The sequence below is a fragment of the Variovorax sp. CAN15 genome, from assembly GCF_030462475.1.
In the GTDB taxonomy this organism is placed as follows: Bacteria; Pseudomonadota; Gammaproteobacteria; order Burkholderiales; family Burkholderiaceae_C; genus Variovorax.
Genome location: NZ_JASMRZ010000057.1, coordinates 15,872 through 37,311 on the forward strand (window position 1 = coordinate 15,872; position 21,440 = coordinate 37,311).

The following is a 21,440-nucleotide window of genomic DNA, read 5'->3' on the forward strand; positions in this document are numbered from 1 at the left end:
CGCACGAGGCGGGTTGGTTCTGGGGTCAAGGGCTGTTGACTTCGCATGGACACGACTTCGATTCAAGGCCATGCAAAGACCACGAAGTCCAAGACGCTTGGCAACGCCGGGTTGTCGGCGGCCAGTTCCAGGGCCTCGCATTGGTAGGTCTGCGCGAGCCGGAGCAATCGACGCAGTTCGTGCCATCCCAGCGCTTGGGCTGCTGCGATGTTGTCGGCGGTGACGTCGACGCGCCAGCTGAAGTCGTCCAGCTCGAGGACCCGTAAGCCAGCGAGATGGGACTGTGAGGTGTTGTCGCCTTCTACAGCCTGATGTTCGGCGTGAATCTGCCGCGCAACCTCCCAGGGCAGATGGCATGCGCTGACTCGCAGCGTTCGGGCGATGTAGCAATAAAGGCCTGCCGGCGGAAATGCAGAAGGCTCGTGAGCCACCGGACCGTGAAGAGTTGGATCGATGTTCATGGGACTGCTTGGAAAAAGAAGAAAGGAAAAGGGAGAGGAAAAACGCTTCGTGCGCGCGGCGCTGGGACACTCGTCAAGACATGCCGCCTCAGGCGGCACAATCTCTGCATGACGACGATGCAAGAGCTGCCTGATGAGGTGCTGAGTGCGATGGCAGTGGAGTGGCGCAGGAAGGCCCTGGAGGGAGACCTTCATGCACGCGGCACTGCCCACGAACTTGAGACGGAATTGCGCCGACGTGCCGGTGCACCGTTCACGAGCTACGACACCCTGGACATGCGCCCACTCGAGAAGAGAACGGCGCGGCGCCCGTGGTGGAAGCTCTGGCGCGCACACTGAAAAGAACGAGCAAGTGCCGCCGAGCCAAGTGCGGTTCTCACCCTGACGTCGGTGCGTCACGGCATCTGTGCGTCGTTGTCCGGTGCAGACGGGGTCTTGTCGAGCTCGACACATCGCCAGAACGCTTGCTCCTGTCGGATAAGTCGCGCGATCTCGGCTTCGCAGCGTTCGATCCGGTAGACCTGCAGGTGCTGGCCGCCCAGCAGCACGATCACGTCGGCGGCGTTCGCGCCTGTGACCGCGAGCTGGTGCAACACCCGCAGCCTGATGTGCTCGGGGACACCTTGAGCCCAGAGGTCGGTGAGGTTCATGCCAACGGAGAAGCATTCGAGAAGCTGGACATCGGAAGACGCCACGACTTCGCGCGTGACCATGGCGCGCATCCACGAGTGCCGCGGGTGCCGCAGCGTGGTGTTGACGCGCCGGACCTTGCGCCCCGTCCTGAGCGTGTAGTGCGCCGCCACGATCGGTTCGAGCAGCCGACTCCAGTAGGCAAGGCTGTCGTCCTGGATCTGCGTCGGATGCAACAGGTCCTGTCGACCGGTCTTCTCCATCCAGAGACGGACCTGGGACTTGAAGGGATCCCGGTCGAGGGCAGCGGCCGCATCGAGGTCTCCGATTCCGGGCTCGCGCATGTCAGGCCATCGGTCGCAGCGCGGGTGTTGGGGCTGAGGCGGCTGGACCAGTTGGAGTTGCGGCCGCCCTGTGGGGTACGTCGCTCGCAGACGCTCCGCGCGTGTATTCACCATGTTTTTCTCCTTGAGAGGTTCTGATGTCCGTCCGGCAAAAAGCCCCTCTCCCGTGAAGGAGAGAGGCCTCTTTTTGGGGGGACGGGGGGTAAAAAGCCCCTGTGAGAGGGCTTCAGGACGTGAGCTGAAGTACGCGGTCAAGGGCGCGTTGCTTGATCGCCGCGCCTTGGCCGAACCAGGCGCTGTCGAGCCGGTATTCGGGGCTGCGGGCCCGGCGTTCGTGGTCGACGAACTCGGTCACCGCGTTGAGCAGGCCCCACGCTGTGCCCTTCGCGGCAGCGAGTGCGGCGCCTCGTCCCCTGCCCTCGTAGAGGGCTTGCACTGTATTCAGGGCACGGTCATTCGGCAGGCCCGACTGTCCGGTGTCGCCCTGCCTGCGGATGGCCTCATGGGCGTTCGGTCCGCACAGCACGTGCAGGAAGTAGTCCAGCGATTCCTTCTCTTTGACCTTGCGTTCGGACAGCTCCTTCATGCGGTGCATGAAGTGGTCCCACTGGGAGACAGCAATCCCCAGCTTCTGCTTGATGGCGTCGGCATCGAAGCGGGTGTTGTGGGGCACCCGAATCGCGTTGCTCGTGCCGTCCAGCGCGATGGACAGGGTGTTGTTGCAGACCACCCGGACGGTGGTCGGGGTGACTGTGGTGGCGAGGGTGCCATCGCAGGAGGTGGCGAGCAGCAGGTAGCCGTCGACGACGTCCGAGCCCTTGAGGATGGCCTGCTTGCCGGTGCGCGCCAGTGCCCAGAACTTTCGTCCGGCCTTGAGCACGCCAGCGGTTTCCATCTCGTAGCCCCCGATCTCGGTGAGGTCCCGGTAGAACTCGAGCACCGCCCGGGGCTGCACGACCTGGTAGCGGCTGCTCACGACGGACAGGGGGGCCTGGGTGTCGCTGCGATAGAGGACCTTGTGGTCTTGGAAGGACTCCAGGGTCTGGAGCGACGGGTCTGTCTCCGGACCTTCGGTCATGTAGCGCACGGGGGTTTCTCGGATGGTCCAGTCCATACCGGCACCGCGAGCCCAGACGTCGATCGGTTGCTTGGGCGGGAGACGGTGACCCAGGCGATGCCAAGGGGTGTCACCTGCAAAGGCCATTTGTTCAATGAGATGTGCCATGGGGAATGGGAAGGGAATGAGGAAGGAAATGGGGAAGAAGAACCGGGACCGCGAGTGCTGCGTCAGTCCAGGTCCGGGTCTTCGGGGTCGTCGTAGAACGGGCCCTCGGATGGGGACGGCGCCGCTGGCCGGAACGATGACGACGCCGGCGCTGGGTCCGGGGACGACCACGGTCCGTCGGACGCGCCCCGTCGGCCGCTGAAGGTGTGGCCGCAGTTGGTGCACCTGCAGTTGTTCAGGACGCGGTCATCGACAACGCGGCCGAAGATGGCGCCGACCTCGGTGCCCAGGGCGCCGCCGCCCAGGCCACCGAGCACCACGCCGATGACAGTGCCGATCGTTCCGCCAGCCGGACCGGCGGCCATACCGACGGCGAAGCCAACGCGCGCGCCGCGAAGCGCACCGGCAACGCCGCCGGCGGCACCTGCCAGGCCGCCGAGCGTGCCACCGGTTCGCTGGGCGATGTCGCGGGTTTCAATGCGGTCGCAGCCGCAGTTGGGACATTGAAGGGAAGACAAGGTGAAAGTGCTCCTTTGAAAGCAGGTGGAAAAAAGAGGAAGAGAAGAGCTGGAAAGGCCGGACCCAGGCGGCAAAAAGCCCGGTCGACGGCGAGGCCGGACCGGGCTCTTCGGAGGCTCTTGCTGAATTCGGGGAGCGAAGGAGGAACAGGCGTCAGTCGACGATGCGGCCAGCAAGCCGTGCCAGGCGTGCGTATTCGCTCAAGGGCTTGTTCGCCTTCCAGTACAGGTCACGCTCGATGCCGAGGGCACCGCCCATCAGTCGGATCGACATCAGCTCTTGCACGGACACATGGCCCGTCTCAGGCATGCCCATGCCGAGGTCGCCCAGGCCGTAGGCCAGGTCTTCGTCATCGGGGTCCAGCTCGGTGATGAGCCAGGTAGCGGCCCCGCAGGGGTTGAACCACTTGACCACGGGAGGTGGATCGAAGCGAGGGTTATCGCGCGAGGCTTCGCCGTTGGCGAGCAGCAACTGGCGCAACTCGGGGGTAATGAGTTCCATGGGGTCTCCAAGTCTTGGCCCGATGGGGTCGGGCAATTGGGTGTCTGGGAAGGGTTCGGGCCGCGCTGCGTCAATGAGCAGACGGCATAGCGCCCGGCCACACGGCCGGACAGGGCCGGGCACGGCCAGGCGAGACGGCATGCAGAAACGAAAAAGCCGCCCGAAGGCGGCTTGAGAGGAATTGGAAGGTCGAGACGGAGGCATCAGCCTGGGCGTTTGCCACTGCGGCACTCGGCCTCCCATTCGCCGAGCTGGTCGGCGGTGATCAACTCGTCCTCACCATGCTGGACGCGGAAGGCGACGATCTGCGTATCCACGCAGCCCTGCACATTGGAGGCAGCGCCCGGTGGCACCACCGTCACTGCCGACTTCGCTGTCGGTGCCAACGGCACTTCCACGCCGTTGTCGTACCTGGCCACGACCTTGAGCTCGTCCGTTGTGTTCCTGTCGCTGTCCAGCGTGGCGACCACGACGTCACCATGGGGCTTGCCCATCTTCCACCCGCTGCGATCCCTGAGCTTGCCGGAGAAAACGTCGTAGTTTTCTTCGATGCCGTCCTTGACCCCGTCGACCATCCTGACGCGGTACACCAGCCGGTCGGTGCCGCGTGAATAGCGTACGAGCTCGCCGTCGACCAGGCCCTTGGAGTACGTGGCGCGAAAGACCAGCTTGCCGGTCTCGTCGTCGACGATTTCCTGTTTGCCGTGCACCTTCCCCTGCTTGAAGCTCACCTGCAGGATCTTGCGCCCGGACTCGGGCCCGTACATCGTCATGTCGCCATCCAGGACGCCGTTGTCGAACTGCGCTTCTGCTGCGAGCTTGCTGCCGTTGCGAGGAAAGTAGGTCTTGATGCGTCCATCCAGCGCTCCCTTGTCGAAGCTCATCTCGTCGGACAGCAGTTGGTCCGCAGTGGCGCGGCAGACTGCCTTGCCATCCAGAACGCCTTGATCGACATCGACGTCGCAGACAGCGACAGCGGTGTAGATGTCCGCCTGGATGCCCAGCGACGTGTAGACGTTGGAAAGGGTCTGGTGGTAAGCCCCATAGTCCCTGCGACCCATGATGGCTGTACGTGCGGGAATGTTGGTAAGGTGCCCTGAGTACGGCTTGTCGGCACCAGCCCGGAAGATCTTGCCGTTGACGACCTCGGCGTTGCGGAACTCCAGGGTCGAGGGGCCGCAGCCGGCCAGCAGGAATGCGGCGCCCACGGACATGCACGGCGCGAGCAGCGCCTTGATGATGGTTTTCATGGTGTGTGGAGAGGAAGAAGTTATTGGCCGCTCGGCTCACCTACGGATCGACAAGCCGATGGCGCCGCCGACGAGCAGCATGCCGGCGAAGCCCTGGAAGGCTTCGTCATCGCTTGCCAGGGCGATCAGCAGTACCGCCATCATCACCGTCATGATGATCTTGGCGCTCTTTGGGAAGGTCTTGATGGTGGTGCCGACGAGGTAGTAGATCTCGCCACTCCAGGCAATGACTACGGCAGCCGGCGGGAACACCAGGAAAATGCAGACCAGCGCCCAGCGCTGGCGGAACCAAGGGATCGAGCCGTAGGGACTCGGGCTTCCGGAAAGCGGTGCCTGCGCTGTGGCAGGTCCCTGCCCTGCGGGGGTCTGGGGGGCACCGCATTTGGGGCATGTCGGGGCGGTTTCGTGGATCTGGTGGCCGCAGCCGCGGCAGTGGACGAAGTTGGTCATGTGATTTCTCCTAGGTTTTCGGTGGAAATGCCCTTGAGCCGGGGCGTATCCGGTGCTCGGACGCACCCAATCCGCTCAGTCGCGCACAGCAAGTACGCGCCTCCTCCAAAGCTCAAGGAAGTCATATGTGTTTGAAGATTTCTGGAATCGCTACCCAAGCCTTCTTGGACAAAGCGCCATAGATTTTTAGATCTATATTTCGCATAGTTTGCCAGATATAGATTCATCGTCTATGGATTTCTGAGTCTAGAATTTTCAGACTCCGGGTGATGCCGAAGTCGACCTCCAAACTAGCCAGCAAGGAGGATGTTCAGTTGAACTTTGGGCTTGCCGTGCGTACGTTTAGGGACGAACGCAAGCTGACTCAAGAGCAACTCGCGGACTTCAGCGATATGCACGTGACATACATCAGTCAGATCGAACGTGGACTGAAAAACGTCTCGCTATTCAACATCCACCGTCTTGCTCACGCACTGAACGTTGCGCCAAGTGAGTTGCTGAGCCCATCTCATGGGCGGACTCGGGGAACGCGGCATGAATAGCGTTGCAGCCGATCACGGCGACCAGCGGTAAGTCAGTGGAATTTCCGAGCGGATTGCCCATGCCTGAGAGGCAAAAAAGCTCGCATCTAGCGCGAGCAGGATGGCGAAACCTGTGATGCCCTCTCAGTCTCGTCCCGGTCCAGGCGCTACCGGCTCGAAGCCGACCGATCAACCTTCGGCGGGAATTCGTAGCTCAGCGAATGAGTGCTCCCCGCTAGCACACCGAGCCAACCCATGCGCCTGTAAAGAGAACACCCGAACCAAGCACGACCCAGCGACCACAATGGCGTGTGTTATCGGCCTGCGAAGAATCTTGGATACCCTTAGCCCTGGGTATGCGAGCAGTGAGCATCCGGTCATCCCACGAGACCAATCGAGAAGCCGATGGCGGCTATCGAGCCGACCGCCCGTACCCAAGCGGCCAAGTCTCCGGAGGTCGGTGGCATCACGAAATAGCGGCCGCAAAGCCGACGCAGACGACGACGCTCCCAAATCAACAGTCTCGCAAGGCATGTTCACCTGACAACGCAGCTTGTGAAGGCTTCTTCGGTCGGCTCAAGAACGAGCTGTTCTATCCTGATACTGGAAGAACGCCACCACCGAGCAGTTCATCGAGGTGGTCGACTCCTACATCCGTTGGTACAACGAAGAATGGATCAAGATATCCCTGGATTTTCACTCCATCGAATACCGAGAGTCTTGGGCTAATGACATAAGACCATTCCAAATTTTTAACCGCCCCCACTGGCTCAATTTCTGTCGGCGCCAACACCTGGTCATCTAGTAGACGTCAGGCATTACAACTGGCCGTCAACTTTTCGTGTCAATTTGGTCTTTGCCTCAGCGGCCATCTCATCGAGGCGCGCGAGTTCCCTTCTAAGTTGGCGCGCTACCTGCTTTCGACTCTGAGATGCGAGCGCAAGCATCGACGCGCGAATCTTCGCTCTCGCTGAGGACGTTCCGGAGCTTGGCGGACCTGCATAGACACCATCCTTGCGGTCGATCCTGCCACGAAAGTTCAAGGCCTGCGCCGACACGTCTCCCATTAGCCGATCGGCATCAACCTTGACAATACGCCCCCCAACCAACTGATACCACTGCTCACCCGCCCTGTACGAGACGAGTCCCCCGAGGGCCGTGCTCAAGGGTGCTGGGATGCTGTTCCGGCATGTGTAAGGCGCCAGGGCGGTGCCCCTGCGATAGTAGGAGGGTAGGCAGAAGTCGGAGACCAGCGGCCACTGATGGTCATCGACTTGATAAGCGAGCGCCGGCGCCTGACATGGATCACATATCTCCATCAGGTACTCGACTGACTCGCCGGAACCTCTTGGATCCGGACCCCACGACATTGCGTCACCTCGGGGGTCGACCAGCATTTCGAGGATTTCGTGGCTAGCGCCGACCGACCAAGCGCCCTCCGGAGCGTAAGCAACCACGGCGAACGGCGGCATCGGTGGATGCATCTCGCAGTTCGGTTGCGCATGAAAGCCGGCAATTCCTGCCGCGTTGTCCCTAATGAATACGGGCCACACGCCTCCAGGCATGTCCTCGACTCTGGGATACCAGGTACAGCCCGCGGTAATTCCCCAGGCCGTAAAGTCACGCTGCAACTGAACCTGGATTGCGCTGCTGACTGCCGACATCTCCGAACTGCTGATCTTCAGACCCTGGGGAATCAATGCAACAAGCTGCATGGCATCACCCCTTAATCTGCTTTTTGCGTAGCAACGTAGGCAGCGTCCACGTCTGAGAGCGCTCCCGCGAGACCCATCAGGGCATCGAGGAATCCACCGACGCCATCAAGTCTGCTGGCGCTCTTCGCGGCATCCGTTGCCTTGGAAATGCCATTCAAGAGTCTTTCCGCATCAAGTTGCGACAAGGCTTGATATTTTCTTGCGTTCGCTGCAAATGCGTTTGCCACCGCCAGCCTCTGCGCATCACCCAGGCATTGAGTACCAAGCTCCACGGTGACTCTGCAAGGGGCCAACGCGCGCCACTGCTGCACCATGACCTTGGCGGTCATCCATCGGTCGATGGTGAGAGCCGCACCAAGGACCGACTTGTTCATCCGAGTTGCCTCATTGTCCATTGACGGGTCGTAGACAACGAGTGGCCCAAAGAAGGTGTTGGGCTCTGCAGCCAGGACGCGGGTCGCGCTTTCGAACTGCGGTGTCAGATCGTCAAGGGTCTTGCGAACGGCCGCTTCACGCTGCAACCTTTCCGCCTGTTCAAGCAGAGTCTTCGCGAGCTTATCCAAGGAGATGAGTGTGCCGACGATGGCAGGAGTGGCTCCTCCTGTAATTCCTGGCAGACTGTGGAACGTGGTGGATGCGTTGAGGTCTGCGGCGAGCATCGCAACGCAGCGTGCCTGCTGCCTGGCCAACAGCGCGTGGACCTCAGCCTGGCGCTGCACATCTGTCTTGGCTTTGGAGGTCAGGGCTTCGTTGTTCTTCTTGAATTGACGAATGTAGCCGGCATACGATTTATCTTCGGGCGCCGATCCTATGTCCTGAACGATCTCGAGACCGTTCGAATACACCGACAAGGTTCGCACTGCCGCAGCGGTGCCGGTGTTGGGATATTCACAAGCAAGCGTACTAACTGGGGTGACGAGCACGTCGGAACTCACCCCGATGGCCTGGAGCGCGATGACCGTACTCGTTGCATCCCCCGCGATGGAACTCGCCTTGCCGACCATTTTGATGGGGTCGTCCATGGCGCGCGAGAAGTTCGAAGATGCGGCACACCCCCATAGGCCGAGCACCCAAACTGACAAGACCAAGCGCCAAACTGGGACAAGATTTCGCATAGGTTCCTCCATCCGGTGGATGAGAATCCTCAGACAAATCCCGATTTGGATACATCCCCTTTTTTGGGGAGCATGGACTTGGCGCTCGGCTGCTGCTGAGAAAGAACTCACCTTGGTCGTGGCAGCCTGCGGCAGCAACGATGCCCGTCCAGCCCACGCTGACGTCCTGGTGCGCAGCGTGCGATCGGAGCGTGAGCATTGCGAACGCCTTGGGGCTGCTGCCCAGGGCCTCGCGAAACACACGATGCAGGTGTCGGCCGCTCACGCCGAAGTCCGCGGCGACAATGTCTACGCTGGCGCTCTCCAGCCTCCTGGCGACTTTGAGCGCGAAACGCGGATGGGCACCGCGTCCGTGCGGAGCGCCAAGGCGCTCGGGGATGATGCCCACCAGTGCCGGGGCCACGCCTTCGCATCTGATCGAATGTCAGAGCACTGTGGCTCCGTCCGGCCGGCCCGGTGGCACTGCGCCGACAAACCCGGTTCGCCGCCCGTCATTTCGATCCGCCACTCGAAGGGAGCTGGACTTGGTACTTGTTTAGCGAGCCGCTGCGGATCTGCGCACGCTGTATGGCGTCCGCGAGATCTCTCTGCCGCTGCAAGCGCTGGACATTGCTCGCCCCGAGAGAATCGGCGGTGTTCCCCCAAGCATCGACCATACTCTGGTCGAACTTGAAGCTCGAGACGTTGCGCTTCATCTCGAGCCTGATGAGCTGGTTCGATCTCTGCGCCTTTTCGAAATCCAACGGCGCCCTCTGCTTGAACTGGTCGAGCTCGAGTGCCTTCGCGTTGTTGAGACGGTCATAGTACTTCGCAGCGAGGTCGGTGCGAACGCTCGCGAGTACATAGGGATCTGTCTGCGCATCCTGAAGCAAGCGATAACCGGAGGGCAGATCCGCGCTGGCGACCTTGGCCTTGATCGTCGTCGTGGCAATGGTCGCGGTGCACACGATCTTATCGAAGAACATGGCGGCGGCAGCGAAGGCCCCGCCACTGTCAACCGGCATGGCGTTCATGCTGCCCGAGCGGATGTCCGTCGTCATGACCCAGATCTGCGCCGTCTTCAACGAAAGATGCAGGGATAGCAGTCGTGCGGTTTCCTTGCCGGATCCGTATGTCGAGTCCAGCTGGGCCACGATCTTCCTCCCGCTGGCGAATTTCGCCTCACGATCGAACGACTCTTGCAACCCCTCGTTGCGCCAATTGTTCGAGAACGCGAATATCTGCGACGGGCCCAGGCTGATGAATCCCGACGGATAGCTCGACTCCATATCTTTCAGGGCGCGAACCTTGCAGAAGTCCCCCGCCACATTGCCCTGCGTGAATGCTAGGCCAGAAGAAAGCGCCAGCATCGACGCCACGGTAGCTCCTCGAATCCACATGCTGTCTCCCTTCACGTAACCGGGGTCAGTACGTTTTCGCCCTTCCCGTTCTTGCCCTTCTTGAGCGTGAGTCGGTTGCTGGCGGGCCTGAGAATCTTGGCCGTGTAAGGACTGCTGCCGTCGTACCGAAGCATCATGAACACGACGCCCACGTCGCTCGGGTACACCACATAGAGCTTGCCATTCTTCGCCACCGAAGTGATTTCGCTCTGGCCCGCCTCGGGCCGCAGGGTCACCATCTCGTCGGCGAACATCGCCGGCTCCAAGTTGCCGTCGAGGATGTCGATGACAACCACTTCTGTTTCGGGCTTGGTCAGATGCACGAGCGCGGCCACCGTTCCGAGAGCGACCGCAGCGGCCCCCACGAGCGTGACCGCAAACCCAGGGCCTTTGAGCTCGAACTTGTTGGCGAGCTCCGCTCCCGTCATCAGCGCCAACGTCACGCCGGCGATAAGGTAGATCAGAACGCGCGCGTGGGGAACGTATGCGCGCTCGGGTCCGACAATGACATAGATCAGGACGAGGAGCATCACAAATGCGGCGCTCCAGCGCGCAATGGTGTTCCATCGCTCGAGCTTGAACCTTTGTCTTTCAGCTCCCGGAGAAGCCGGCAGCGGCGCCGATGGTTTTTCCTCAGGCTTTGCCTTGGGCTTTCCAGCTGCCTCGGGCGAGACAGAATTCTTGTCGTCTGGCATCGATTCCCTCCTGCTTATGTGCTGCGGATGGTGCAGGAGCCACGCACGAACCGCAAGTCCTCGCGCATGAAAGGAACGCCTCGATCCAGCCTCAACACGCCGCGACCGAACGCGACTTTGCTCCTTGCGGGAAGTCCCCGAATCAGGCTTGCGCCAAGAACGGAAATTCAAGATGCGAAGCACCTCGCCAAATTCCACTGCGGCGGGTCTCATCTCGCGGCTGTCCTCTGACGGGAGGCAGCATTGTGCCTCGAGCTACTGCCCCTGCTGAGCTCCCTCCGCCCCTGACAGGTGACTTGACGACGGGCTCGGGAACTTGCCGATGCTCCCCGGGTTGCTGATGTTGCCGCCGAAGGCCAGAAAGCAGGCTGGCCGCTGCGCTGGCTTATCCATCGCTTGAATATGGGATACCGTTTGCGTAACCAAAGATTACATTCGGCCACATGAAACTGCTGCTCCGAATTCGATTCGTACTCGCTCTTTGTGCAATCGTGATGGTGTCCGCCTGCGGTAGAGCAACGCTTCCAGCACTTCCGTACCCTGCCGTCCAGAGTTCCAGCCTTTTGAATCAGTACGTGCTCGCGCTTCGTGCGATGGAGAAGCGACAGATTGCCTACCCTGACGAGCCGCTGTGGCTGCGCGATGAAGGTGGCAGGAGCGTTGATACGGTTCTGAATGCGGACAACGCGGCAATGATTTTCTATGGCCTTGCGCAAGCGGGTGTCGGCAGCGAAAAGGTCACGAACGAGATTCTCAACGGGCTGCCGCCGATCTTGCAGCGCTACGAAATGGCCTTCGAGAAGAGCCAGGGCAGGTGGTATCAGGACGAGTATGTCGAGACCATCGGCATCCAGCTTGCGATGCTGACTGTGCTTCAGCCGAAGCTTTCCGGCGTTCTGCCAGGTCCGGAGCGCATGGTCTATCGTGCAGCATCGAAAGCTGTCCCCACGCCTGTCTCCGACAACGCCCAGCAACTTCTTCAGTTCTACAAGACATCTCAAACCGAAGCGAAGAACAGCATCCTCGCCAAAGCCGGTGAGCTAGCGGGATCCGAACGGCTGAAGCCCGCAGCCAAGGATCGCCTGCAGACGATCCTTGCCAGATACCGCTGATTGACTCACGGCGCCTTGTGCTTCTGCAGACGAGGCCATAAGGCGAAGAGCATGCGAACTCAAAGCGGTCCCGAAGTATCTTTACCGTCTCGTGCTGAAACAGCGCGTAAATGAATCCCTCATCCGCGAATGGTGAGATGCGCGTCGCCGTCCTAGTTGACTGCGACAACGTCACCCCAGAGATTCTTGAGTATGCATTGCGCGTGATCGCTCAGTTCGGTCGTGTTGTCTTGCGTCGCGGCTACGGGAATCACGGCACTCTTGCGCACAAATGGCAGGATGCTCTGGTTCGGTTGGCATTCACCCCCTGCCTGCAGTATCAGTACGCGGCCGGCAAGAACACCGCAGACATCGCGCTGGCTCTCGATGCAATGGAGGCCATGTTTGATCATCGGGCCGAGACCTTTTGCCTGGTTACCAGTGATTCCGACTTTGCATACCTGTGCCGAAAGCTTCGCGAGCGCGGCGCGACGGTGTGTATCGTCGGCGAAGCCAAGACACCAGACGCATTGCGCAATGCCAGCGACCAATTCTTCGAGTGGGTGAGACCAGAAGCGTCTGAACTACTACCGGACACGCCCGAGAAAGCAATCGTGAAGGCAGCGATGGTAAAGCCGGAAGCGACGAAGCCGGCAGCCAAACGTAGGCCGCGTTTCCTCGTCGATGCAGTCAGCCTGCTCGCCAGCGATACCTCCGAAGGCAAAGTCGGTCTCGGGGCCCTCGGGCAATATCTGAAGCGCACCGATCCAGCCTTCTCACCGAAGCTCTATGGCCACTCAGGACTGCTCGACATGGTCCGGACCTATGATCTTTTGATTCTGCAGCAGGAGGCCGAGGGACTGTGGTCTGTGAGCTTAGTGGCCCAAGATCCAGTGGATACAGAGACGGGCTCTCCATTGACGAACTGATGTACTGCAGGAGTAGGTGTACGTGGCTACGAGAAGGGATTCGCCCAGCAGGCTAGACGAATGCAACGCTGCCGCCGAGTTGCAGGACCAAAGCAATGAGAATACCGACTACGAGGGACATCGGCCATGCATATCGAAAGTGTCACGATCACTGGGCTCCGGTGTTTTGGCCTTCCCTCCGGCAGGCATCCCGCTAAGCGCGGGTCTCATCGCATTCGTCGGTGCGAACGCTTCGGGCAAGACCGAGATACTGCAGGCATTCGTGCAACTGTTCGGAGCCCGAACCCCTTCGATTGCATAGTGCTCCCAGGAGGTTCATCTCCATGAGTCCAGCCCTTTCCACTTTCGGCGCCGCCGGTTCGATGGCGGGCTATCTCTACCAGGTCCGGATCGCGCTGCTTTGGTCCATCCGACGCAGTCGCGTCGGCGACTTCACGGTCAGCATTGAGACGCTGGACGATGTGAGCTTCGAGGTCAGCGGCAAGGCCGACGCCGTGCTGCAGACCAAGCACTCTCTTAACGCAGTAGCCAACTTGACTGACTTGAGCTCAGAGGTGTGGAAGACCCTGCGAATCTGGCTTGTCGGATTGGCCAGCGGAGAGATTCCGCTCGAGACAGCCCGATTCTTGATCACCACTGCAGACGCCCCCGCGGGCAGCGCCTGCGCCGCATTAGGTGTGGAAGGGGCTGGACGCGACGTGGCCGAGGCGGCCAAGCTGCTCAAGCAGGCTGCAATCACATCGAGCAATACCGAGCTCAAGGAAGCGTTCGAAGCGTACCTAGGATTAGAGGAAGCTGAGCGCGAGGCCCTATTGGGCCGTGTCTACGTCTTGCCGTCCCAGCCCGACGTAGCCGCTATCGAAGCGCAATTGCAGTCTGAGCTCTACCATGTCTCCCTGCACCACCAGGACTTGTCAGTCCAAATGCTCGAAGGTTGGTGGTTCAGGCGTGTGCTCGACGAACTGGTCCAACCCGCCGGTGGCATCCCACGCGCGGAGATCGATGCCCAGATCACGGAGATCCAGGAGTCGCTAAAGCCCAATTCTCTGCCGATCGACAGCGAGCTTGACGCGTTGATGGTGGCACTGGAGCAGTTGCCAGAGTTCGCCAGCCGCCCTTTCTACAAGCAGGTGGAGCTAGTCGGAGGCAGCCAACTACGCATTCGCAACGCGATCACTAGCTACTTGCAGGCTTTCCGTCAGCGCTCGGCCTGGACTCGCGACGACCTGCTGTTCGATGCCGACCTGCAGAAGTACGACCAGCGCCTACATACGGAGTGGGAACTGCAGTTCGCTCAGGCCTGCGACGAACTCGGCGCCAGCGCCTCTGAGGACGCCATGGCCCGGGCCGGCCGGGCCATCCTAAAGTGGGCCGAGGACGCACATGTGCCGATCCGATCGGGCGTCAATGTGCCCTGGGTCTGTCGAGGTTCGCTGCACATGCTGGCAGAGGATCTGCGCCTCGGCTGGCATCCCGAATTCCAGGCGCGGCTGCAGGCGGTCTTAAGTGAGTCCGGTAAGGGTTGCGTGGCATGAGTGTCTGGCAAGACCGCACCATCGAGCAGCGCAACTTGCTCAATCCGGCCTTCTGCGCGATCGCCGTATGGCACCTCGCGCGGGGCTATCACACCGAGGCCATTGCGCTCGGCAGTGACACGGGCAGCCTGCCGTTCGCACTGGCGTTCGTCGGTACAAGCTTAGTGTTGCGTGGGCAGACGCGTGAACAATTGCCTCGCTCGATCGCCACCTCGCTGCCCACATGGGTAAATGACCACCCACTGGAACGTTCAGCTGTCGCCAAGGGCGTGGTCGTCTTGCGCGCGGCGGTGCGCGAGGCACTGCTGTTCGGGACACAGCATGAACTGCTGTCGCTCGATGGCTACCGACTCAAGGCCAACGCGGCATCTCTGAAGAAAATCAATGCCTACTTGCGTGATTCAAGCGCCGAGGTAAGGGACTGCATGCGGCAGGCGACGTTTGTCGGCCGCTGGCTGTGCAAAGCGGGCGCGCCGCAAACCGTACTGGCGCTGTTGGGAGTACAAGCATGATCCAGATTCGCGCCGTCGTAGTCTACAGTCACGATGGCCGGCACCGAGTGGTGCCCTTCAAGCCGGGCAGAGTCAACATCATCTCGGGCGATCCACGCACCGGTAAGTCGTCTCTTCTGGGCATCATCGACTACGCCTTGGGCGCTAAGGAAATCGACGTACCGGAAGGCAAGGTGCGACGCAATGTCGCGTGGTTCGGCCTGCTTCTTGAGACCGGTCGCGGTCAAGCATTCGTGGCGCGCCAGTTGCCAAAAGGCGACGGGAAGTCCAACGAAGTGATATATGTGCAAGCCGACGGTGAGGTACCGATCCCCACCGCCGATATGCTACGTGCGACCACCAATCGCGACGGTCTGCGCGCGTTGCTGGCGTCTTGGGCTGGCATCTCCGATTATTTGCACGAGCCCCCTCCAGGCCAGACTCGGGATCCGTTGGCCGCCACGATCAGTCACGCGCTCACCTTCTGTTTCCAATCGCAGTCCGAGATCGCGCAGCGCAAGTACCTGTTTCACGGATCAAATGATCGCTTCGTGGCGCAGTCGATCAAGGACACCCTCCCCTACTTCCTTGGTGCCGTCACCGACGAATACGTCGCTCAGCAGCAGGAACTCAAGCGCGTGCGCGCTGAGATCCGGCAGATCGAGCGCAAGCTCGCGGAGGCAGCAGCCATTCGCGGGGAGGGTCTAAGTCGCGCCGACACATTGCTAGCCGAGGCGAAGGCAATCGGCCTGAGCACGCTTGACGACAACGCCTCCTGGCAAGAGAAGATCGAGGCTCTGCGCGTAGTACAAAACACCCCCGTGCCATCTGCCACATCGGAAGCTGGCGACGATGTCGAGTTCCGTCGCCTCTCCGACGTGCGTAGCGAACTTGTACGACAGCAGCGCACGCTCCAGTCGACGCTCGAGCGCGCCCGCAGCTTCGAAGGCAGTTCCAGGGGCTATGCCGCAGAGGCTCGCGAACATACGGCCCGGCTCCAGGCGGTGACGGTTTTTGAGCATGATGCGCCGGGGCATGCTTGCCCGCTGTGCCTGCAGGACCTGCCCGAAGCCTCACAGGTGCCGTCGATCGGTGATCTGCGCGCCGCGCAGGACTACATCGGTGAGCGCAGCGGCGCGATGGATGCCGCGACCCCGCGCATCGCRACCGCGATACAAGAAGTGGAGACCCAGCTCGCCGACGTACGCCGCCGCCTCGACGACAACCGAACGCTGCTCACGGCCGTCAAGCGCGGCAGCCAGCGCCTGCAGTTGGCCGCCGACACCGAAGCACGGCGCGCCATGGTTTTAGGACGCATCAGCTTGTACATGGAGAACATCCCTCAGATGCCGGACATCAGCGAGCAACAGGCACGGCTGAAAGCGCTGCGGATGCAAGAGGTCCAGCTCGACGAGGCCGTTAGTACGGACACGATTCAGGCGAAGTTGGACTCTTGTCTGTCCAATGTCAACCGATACCTCTCCAACTATGCCAAGCAGATCGACTTGGAATACTCTGATTCGCCACTGCGCCTCGATTCGCGCAACTTGACCGTCGTGGCCGACACGCCGGAGCGGCCGGTGCCCATGCGCGAGATCGGCAGCGGGGAAAACCACGTTGGCTACCACATCGTCGCACACCTCGCCTTGCACACATGGTTCGCGAGCCGTGGCCGCCCGGTACCCTCCTTCCTGCTTCTGGACCAACTATCGCAGGCGCATTTCTCCCCCGACACCGTACCCGACAATGGCGTGACACAGGAGAAGATTGACACGGACCGCCGGGCCGTCAAAAGGCTCTTCGGCCTGATCTTCGATGTCGTCGAGACCTTGCAAGGCAAGTTCCAGGTGCTCATTACCGATCACCCAGACTTCAGTGACGACGCCCGGTTTCAAGAGGCGCTGCGCGAGCGCTGGCGCGACGGATTGAAGCTCGTGCCGGATGACTGGCCGCGCGCCGCGTAAATAGCACCGTGTCAGCGCAAAGGCGAACGGACTAGATCACCAGTATTGAGCTGAATTAAAAACCATGTCGATAAAAACCAGCTGGGTAACGCCTCCCCACACCATTGGAGGTCTGGACCATATTGGTACTCAAGGACCATGCATCCAGATCTATTCTCAGTTGCTTCCCGGCATTACAAATGTCACAGACAGGGCACGGTACTACAGCTTTTATCCATGGTTGATCCGCTCGTATGAGGAGCGAGACATTCGCCGCCAGGACTTCAACGCCTTCCTTGAGGCTTACAGAAGGGCCGACTGTCTTTTCACGATGATTGCCGAGCGCCATGCGCAAGTCATGGGTGACGACGCGGCACGCCACGGACCCGCGATGGTTGGGCGAGAAACGCTCAACGATGCTGTCAGGCTGGTCGGAGAAGGCAAGTCGATCCGGCTATCGACCTACACGACCCGAGAGCAATCGACCGAACGCTACTTTGCCAACAAGCTAGGCGGCCTCGGTCAGTACTACGCGGGAACACTGACGCAACTCGGCATCTTGGCCACGGTCGAGAAGCCGTGGTTGAGCTACACGCGCGAGCGCGGCGAGCCGATCGCACAGGCGTTCAACATGGGCGTTGACGGCCGCTCGTTCTGGCAAGCTGTGGACGCGGATATCGTCTCGGCAAAGACGCTGGATGCGCTCCAAGATTTCTGCCCTTGTTGCCTGCCTCAGCGGCAGGGCGAACAAGCGGCTTTGCTCGACATTTTCTTCGACCGGAAGTCTGAGTTCGAGGCACAAGGCGCCCAACGACGCAAGAGCCTGGCGCTCTTGCTGCATCTGGCCGGCGCATTGCAAGCCGCCGGACTCTCCGCACTTGACGAAGCGACCTTCCGCGCCGCCACCTACACAGAGTCCCTCGTGGACGGGACAGCATGGCGTCCTCCAGCATCCTTGGCCCACACCCGCTTGGCCTGGGCCTACTACGTCCGCAATGACCTGGTATCCGTTGCGATGCAGAAGGCATTTTCCATCTCGCTCACCGCGTTGGTAACGGAGCCAGTGCCGCCAAGCTCCATAGAGGAGTTCAGCCAGTCGCTGGCGAAGCGCCCAGAGCTTCTCAAAGCACTGGGCAAGTTGAAGGCAAAAACCTTCGGTGCGCTGTGCAGTTCCCTGGAGTCTGGCGCCCCTGCACTTGGCGACTTCATGGCGAATGAGCATGAGTTGTCCTGGGCTGCTGCTCGCATTTCCAGGGAGCGCTTGCAACTGGATCAGGAGCCTGCATTTCTGGCGTCTGTGGTGAACATGTTGGCACTTCTTCGCATGCGGGAGAACCAAGAAGCCCCAGCCTATGGCTCTCTGACCATGGACCAGGCGCAGCTTCAAGATTCCCCGATCAACTTGGGATCGTTTCGCGAGCGCTGCGTAAAGTGGAACGGCATGACGTTGTCAGCCGTCGTCGCAGACCTTATTGCTTGGATCCTGAAAACTCATTTGCATGTCGCACTACGCAAGCTGCGACAAAGTTCGACTGCCACCTTTCGCGTTCATCCAACTGAGCGGGGAATCGAGGCGCGCGGCGACATTCCCGTGCCCGCGAAGACCAATCCCCGTATCCGCCAGGCGATCCGGATCTTGCGGGATGTCGGCGCCCTAGCTCGCGAGACCGACAGCAGTGGAGACCTACGGGCCACCACACTTGGCATCCAGCTCTTCGAGGCTGCCCATGAGTGAAACCAACGACGGCATCTCCCTACTGCCAGCTCTCAAAGGTGCGAAATTTGACGCTTCTCTGACAACGACCTTCAATGCAACGCTCCCGTTCTACGAGGAAGTAGTACTTCGGCGTCTTCAGGCGGCCGAGTCGAGGCACAACGTAGTGCTCATGGACAGCGTCCAGTGCGCTCGTTCATGGGCCACGCCATCTTTGAGGCCGCGTCTGGCCGGTTCGGCGTATGCGCTCATCCCCATGGCCGCGCCTGGTGCTTTCCACCCAAAGATCTGCCTGCTCGCCAGCAAGAAGCGCTGTGCCCTGTTCATTGGCAGCCACAACCTCACGCTTTCAGGCTTCGGCTTCAATCGGGAGGTCACGACGTACATCGACGTGGGGCCAGATGCCGATCCGGCGCACAAGCTAGTGCTTAGCCACGTCTGGAGCCTGATCCGCGAGTGGCTTCGGACCCAGGAGGACAAACTGGCGCCGTCCGTGCTGGAGGCCGCACACAGGATCGGCGAACTTGTTCCGCAAGCAACTGGCGTTGAATCGAAGCTTTCCGATATCCGCTTGCTTGGGCAATCCAACAGCGGGCCTTCATTGCTCGAACAGCTCGACCGAGCGATGCCGGCGATGCCCGAACGCGTGGTGGTCACTGGCGCATTCTTCGACACTCAGCATGCACTTTTGAAGTCGTTGGAGGCCCGCTGGCCTGGAGCCGCGATCAAAGTGATCATCGATCCCAAGACCGTAGCGCTCGGCGGTCGCCCCAAGGGACTTCGTTCGCAGTTCGTCGACGCGCGAGAGCTCTGGTCGGAGCAGGCTGCACACTATCTTCACGCCAAGGCACTCCTGCTCGACTTCGGCGACTCCCATATGCTCGTCGCAGGCAGTGCGAACCCAAGCCGACCGGCCTGGCTTGGAGGCGAGCGCGCAAACTTCGAGGCCATGCTCGTTCGGCCCAACATCGAGCTTGCCAGTTCGCGCTTCGCCAGGGATCTTGCACTGGGTTTTTCAGCTCCTGCGATGGATGACTCGGAGTTGCGCGCAATACCAATCACGCACCAAGAAAGCGAGAACGACGACGAAACTCCGAGCGCTCCAGTGCGGATCGTTGCTCTCGCCGCGGGGACTTCAAAAGTCATGATCCCAAGGTCCGAGTCTGAAGAATTCGCTGAGTTCGTAGTGCACATGGAGGATGGTTCCCACACAACCCCTGCGGCCCTTGAGCGTTCCGAGGATAGGGAGGCAATCGCAGAACTGGGCGAGAAGGCGCCTGCAGTGCGATGGCTAGAGCTCAGCGGCCGCGGCGGCAGGCTCCTGCGCATCATCGTGCACCATGATGATGCTCTGAGCCGTGGTGTAGCGCGCTCGTACAGAACAGCGCTTCGGGACGCGCTGGCCGGCTTGGACTTTAGCGGCGCCAACATTGCATCTCTTATCCAGCAGATAGAGAAGGCCATTTTTGACGATCCTGAACAGGTGGTATTGCCTCCCTCCAGCATCGGGCGGCCAGGCTCAAGCGAACAAGCCACGACGGCTCCAGTGCGGCCAGCATCGCTCGCTGTTCACATCGGTGAAACCGTCGGCACAAGAAATAGCAGAAGAAAGCGCCTTCTGCAATCAGGAAGCCTTCTTGAGGTGCTCGATGCACTCATCTACCGATTGGGCCAAGGGCTGCCAAGATCTGCGGCATCGATCACCGAGTCACAGCCGCTCTCGGAAGAAGAGCTTGTCGGCACAGAACACGAGGAGGCCAGCCAAGAACCTGTTGCTCCCTTGCCCCTGCAAGCGGTCGATGCAGTGAGAAAGCGACTAAAGCAAGTCGTCAGTCGCATGATCAAGCAGCTCAAAGCGGCGCAAAACGAGACCCGTCCTGACCTTCGAGCGGCCAAGACTCGTACCTGCGCGGTGCAACTCGTCGCGGTGCTCTCGTTGGTGAGGGAATTCCGGCGTCTTCGGCACCTCCCCCAATGGCGGCAGATGGGCGGATTCATCGACTCGGAAACCCGCCAGGATCTCCTGTCACAGTCGATGGTCATCCTTTTCGGGCGTTCCCAAGGCATCGCTTGCGATGTTCGCGCCGACGACAGCGAGGTCCAGGAGTTTGAAGAGCTCGGACAAGTGCGAGCACTGCTGGCATGGCTAGCCTGGGACATTGGCCACAGCCTTTTGAAACGCATTGAGCCCATGGCGCAGAAGGCAAAAAAAGACCACTTGGTTGCGGCCTACGCCTACCTTTACGAACTATTGCCAGCCATTGCCGTCGACGAAGAAGATGCAATGCAACTTTCCTCTAGCGTGCGAATGACCAATACGCCAACCGCTGACGAAGGTGCTAACGGCGAGAACTGGCTCAACTATCACTTCAAGATCGGCTGGGAAGTCGCCACAGCCCCGGCTGCTGCCTACCCGGATCAAGAAGGAATCAAAGCCGGCGATCTGATGTATGTTCCCTATTCCAACCCACCCCAGTTCAGCGTCGTCATTGATGTGACAGCCCAGGATATTTGCCTGAGTGAACTGGATAGAGAACGCAGGTTCACGCGCTTCGCCTGGCGGCCGGAAAGTCAGGATCGTGCGTTGTTACGAGCCAGCGGATAGTCAGGCCCAGATCTGCCGGTATCTGCATTTTTCGAACCGGATCCCAGCCAATTCGCACCTGCCGCGGCATCCACGTGTCTGCCATCGGTGTTGCCTTGCTGTTCATCGGCTCCATCTTCGGAGGCGTCGCACCGGAGCCACGTAAGCGTCCGGCCAACCCATCTTGAATCCGCCGGGTAGCGCGACCAGCATGGTGTCCACCAGACTCACAGGTGGACACCATTCAAGACTCCAAGAAACTCTCTCGCCGGCGCCATAACGCAGCCCTGAAGAGCCAGGTGCTGGCCGAATGCGCCAAGCCAGATGCCTCGGTGGCGGCCATCGCTC

Annotated in this window: 20 protein-coding genes and 1 pseudogene; 10 read left to right on the top strand and 11 right to left on the bottom strand. The window is 60.7% G+C overall.

The window, feature by feature from the left end; translation table 11 throughout:
* Nucleotides 1-62 precede the first annotated feature (62 nt).
* Nucleotides 63-461: a hypothetical protein gene (locus QMO14_RS24855; RefSeq protein ID WP_184605488.1), complete on the bottom strand. Its 399-nt coding sequence runs from the start codon at nt 459-461 to the stop codon at nt 63-65.
* Nucleotides 462-569: 108 nt separating this feature from the next.
* Here QMO14_RS24855 and QMO14_RS24860 point away from each other — a divergent pair, with 108 nt between their 5' ends.
* Nucleotides 570-800, top strand: a complete 231-nt coding sequence (locus QMO14_RS24860; RefSeq protein ID WP_184605489.1) for a hypothetical protein — start codon at nt 570-572, stop codon at nt 798-800.
* Between the two features lie 56 nt (nt 801-856).
* Here the strand turns inward: QMO14_RS24860 and QMO14_RS24865 are convergent, their stop codons facing one another.
* From QMO14_RS24865 to QMO14_RS24890, 6 genes are all read right to left on the bottom strand, one after another.
* On the bottom strand, nt 857-1,549 hold the full coding sequence (locus QMO14_RS24865) for a YqaJ viral recombinase family protein (protein WP_260310389.1): 693 nt from the start codon (nt 1,547-1,549) through the stop codon (nt 857-859).
* Nucleotides 1,550-1,661: 112 nt separating this feature from the next.
* Nucleotides 1,662-2,660: a DUF932 domain-containing protein gene (locus tag QMO14_RS24870; RefSeq protein WP_301510412.1), complete on the bottom strand. Its 999-nt coding sequence runs from the start codon at nt 2,658-2,660 to the stop codon at nt 1,662-1,664.
* A gap of 62 nt (nt 2,661-2,722) precedes the next feature.
* On the bottom strand, nt 2,723-3,178 hold the full coding sequence (locus tag QMO14_RS24875; RefSeq protein WP_301510413.1) for a hypothetical protein: 456 nt from the start codon (nt 3,176-3,178) through the stop codon (nt 2,723-2,725).
* Nucleotides 3,179-3,332: 154 nt separating this feature from the next.
* Nucleotides 3,333-3,680 (bottom strand): DUF2958 domain-containing protein, encoded by a 348-nt coding sequence (locus QMO14_RS24880; protein WP_184605493.1) that lies wholly within the window; start codon nt 3,678-3,680, stop codon nt 3,333-3,335.
* A gap of 203 nt (nt 3,681-3,883) precedes the next feature.
* Nucleotides 3,884-4,930 (bottom strand): toxin-antitoxin system YwqK family antitoxin, encoded by a 1,047-nt coding sequence (locus QMO14_RS24885; RefSeq protein ID WP_184605494.1) that lies wholly within the window; start codon nt 4,928-4,930, stop codon nt 3,884-3,886.
* A gap of 36 nt (nt 4,931-4,966) precedes the next feature.
* Nucleotides 4,967-5,380 (bottom strand): zinc ribbon domain-containing protein, encoded by a 414-nt coding sequence (locus tag QMO14_RS24890; protein WP_184605495.1) that lies wholly within the window; start codon nt 5,378-5,380, stop codon nt 4,967-4,969.
* 269 nt (nt 5,381-5,649) lie between these two features.
* Between QMO14_RS24890 and QMO14_RS24895 the strand changes: the two genes are divergently transcribed.
* Together QMO14_RS24895 and QMO14_RS24900 are read left to right on the top strand one after the other, a co-directional pair.
* Nucleotides 5,650-5,922 (top strand): helix-turn-helix domain-containing protein, encoded by a 273-nt coding sequence (locus QMO14_RS24895; RefSeq protein ID WP_184605496.1) that lies wholly within the window; start codon nt 5,650-5,652, stop codon nt 5,920-5,922.
* A 500-nt stretch (nt 5,923-6,422) separates the two neighbouring features.
* Nucleotides 6,423-6,622: pseudogene (locus QMO14_RS24900) on the top strand (IS3 family transposase); the annotation flags it as partial.
* Nucleotides 6,623-6,719: 97 nt separating this feature from the next.
* On the opposite strand, the gene QMO14_RS24905 reads toward QMO14_RS24900, so the two are convergent.
* The 4 genes from QMO14_RS24905 to QMO14_RS24920 form a co-directional block, all read right to left on the bottom strand.
* Nucleotides 6,720-7,616 (bottom strand): hypothetical protein, encoded by an 897-nt coding sequence (locus QMO14_RS24905; RefSeq protein WP_184605497.1) that lies wholly within the window; start codon nt 7,614-7,616, stop codon nt 6,720-6,722.
* Between the two features lie 11 nt (nt 7,617-7,627).
* Nucleotides 7,628-8,638, bottom strand: a complete 1,011-nt coding sequence (locus QMO14_RS24910) for a hypothetical protein (RefSeq protein ID WP_184605498.1) — start codon at nt 8,636-8,638, stop codon at nt 7,628-7,630.
* 584 nt (nt 8,639-9,222) lie between these two features.
* The gene (locus QMO14_RS24915; RefSeq protein WP_184605499.1) at nt 9,223-10,089 is read right to left on the bottom strand and encodes a hypothetical protein; all 867 of its coding nucleotides are present in this window, start codon (nt 10,087-10,089) and stop codon (nt 9,223-9,225) included.
* Between the two features lie 32 nt (nt 10,090-10,121).
* Nucleotides 10,122-10,805: a hypothetical protein gene (locus tag QMO14_RS24920; protein ID WP_184605500.1), complete on the bottom strand. Its 684-nt coding sequence runs from the start codon at nt 10,803-10,805 to the stop codon at nt 10,122-10,124.
* A gap of 443 nt (nt 10,806-11,248) precedes the next feature.
* On the opposite strand from QMO14_RS24920, the gene QMO14_RS24925 reads away from it, so the two are divergent.
* From QMO14_RS24925 to QMO14_RS24955, 7 genes are all read left to right on the top strand, one after another.
* Nucleotides 11,249-11,917 (top strand): hypothetical protein, encoded by a 669-nt coding sequence (locus tag QMO14_RS24925; protein ID WP_184605501.1) that lies wholly within the window; start codon nt 11,249-11,251, stop codon nt 11,915-11,917.
* A 110-nt stretch (nt 11,918-12,027) separates the two neighbouring features.
* Nucleotides 12,028-12,825, top strand: coding sequence for an NYN domain-containing protein (locus tag QMO14_RS24930; RefSeq protein WP_184605502.1), 798 nt, complete (start codon nt 12,028-12,030; stop codon nt 12,823-12,825).
* A gap of 323 nt (nt 12,826-13,148) precedes the next feature.
* Entirely contained in the window at nt 13,149-14,360 is a 1,212-nt protein-coding gene (locus tag QMO14_RS24935; RefSeq protein ID WP_184605503.1) for an ABC-three component system protein, read from the top strand.
* A complete protein-coding gene (locus QMO14_RS24940; RefSeq protein WP_184605504.1) occupies nt 14,357-14,872 on the top strand; it encodes a three component ABC system middle component in 516 nt (171 codons plus the stop codon). Before QMO14_RS24935 ends, QMO14_RS24940 begins: the two co-directional genes overlap by 4 nt.
* Entirely contained in the window at nt 14,869-16,815 is a 1,947-nt protein-coding gene (locus tag QMO14_RS24945; protein ID WP_184605505.1) for a DUF3732 domain-containing protein, read from the top strand. The genes QMO14_RS24940 and QMO14_RS24945 overlap by 4 nt, the downstream gene beginning before the upstream one ends.
* A gap of 64 nt (nt 16,816-16,879) precedes the next feature.
* On the top strand, nt 16,880-18,529 hold the full coding sequence (locus QMO14_RS24950) for a hypothetical protein (RefSeq protein WP_184605506.1): 1,650 nt from the start codon (nt 16,880-16,882) through the stop codon (nt 18,527-18,529).
* On the top strand, nt 18,522-21,113 hold the full coding sequence (locus QMO14_RS24955) for a hypothetical protein (protein ID WP_301510414.1): 2,592 nt from the start codon (nt 18,522-18,524) through the stop codon (nt 21,111-21,113). Before QMO14_RS24950 ends, QMO14_RS24955 begins: the two co-directional genes overlap by 8 nt.
* Nucleotides 21,114-21,440: the final 327 nt, after the last annotated feature.

Excerpts from the sequence above, each read along its gene's own strand:
- QMO14_RS24855 (WP_184605488.1), bottom strand. The coding sequence starts at position 461 with ATGAACATCGATCCAACTCTTCACGGTCCGGTGGCTCACGAGCCTTCT.
- QMO14_RS24860 (WP_184605489.1), top strand. The coding sequence starts at position 570 with ATGACGACGATGCAAGAGCTGCCTGATGAGGTGCTGAGTGCGATGGCA.
- QMO14_RS24865 (WP_260310389.1), bottom strand. The coding sequence starts at position 1,549 with ATGGTGAATACACGCGCGGAGCGTCTGCGAGCGACGTACCCCACAGGG.
- QMO14_RS24870 (WP_301510412.1), bottom strand. The coding sequence starts at position 2,660 with ATGGCACATCTCATTGAACAAATGGCCTTTGCAGGTGACACCCCTTGG.
- QMO14_RS24880 (WP_184605493.1), bottom strand. The coding sequence starts at position 3,680 with ATGGAACTCATTACCCCCGAGTTGCGCCAGTTGCTGCTCGCCAACGGC.
- QMO14_RS24885 (WP_184605494.1), bottom strand. The coding sequence starts at position 4,930 with ATGAAAACCATCATCAAGGCGCTGCTCGCGCCGTGCATGTCCGTGGGC.
- QMO14_RS24890 (WP_184605495.1), bottom strand. The coding sequence starts at position 5,380 with ATGACCAACTTCGTCCACTGCCGCGGCTGCGGCCACCAGATCCACGAA.
- QMO14_RS24895 (WP_184605496.1), top strand. The coding sequence starts at position 5,650 with ATGCCGAAGTCGACCTCCAAACTAGCCAGCAAGGAGGATGTTCAGTTG.
- QMO14_RS24905 (WP_184605497.1), bottom strand. The coding sequence starts at position 7,616 with ATGCAGCTTGTTGCATTGATTCCCCAGGGTCTGAAGATCAGCAGTTCG.
- QMO14_RS24910 (WP_184605498.1), bottom strand. The coding sequence starts at position 8,638 with ATGGACGACCCCATCAAAATGGTCGGCAAGGCGAGTTCCATCGCGGGG.
- QMO14_RS24920 (WP_184605500.1), bottom strand. The coding sequence starts at position 10,805 with ATGCCAGACGACAAGAATTCTGTCTCGCCCGAGGCAGCTGGAAAGCCC.
- QMO14_RS24925 (WP_184605501.1), top strand. The coding sequence starts at position 11,249 with ATGAAACTGCTGCTCCGAATTCGATTCGTACTCGCTCTTTGTGCAATC.
- QMO14_RS24930 (WP_184605502.1), top strand. The coding sequence starts at position 12,028 with ATGAATCCCTCATCCGCGAATGGTGAGATGCGCGTCGCCGTCCTAGTT.
- QMO14_RS24935 (WP_184605503.1), top strand. The coding sequence starts at position 13,149 with ATGAGTCCAGCCCTTTCCACTTTCGGCGCCGCCGGTTCGATGGCGGGC.
- QMO14_RS24940 (WP_184605504.1), top strand. The coding sequence starts at position 14,357 with ATGAGTGTCTGGCAAGACCGCACCATCGAGCAGCGCAACTTGCTCAAT.
- QMO14_RS24950 (WP_184605506.1), top strand. The coding sequence starts at position 16,880 with ATGTCGATAAAAACCAGCTGGGTAACGCCTCCCCACACCATTGGAGGT.
- QMO14_RS24955 (WP_301510414.1), top strand. The coding sequence starts at position 18,522 with ATGAGTGAAACCAACGACGGCATCTCCCTACTGCCAGCTCTCAAAGGT.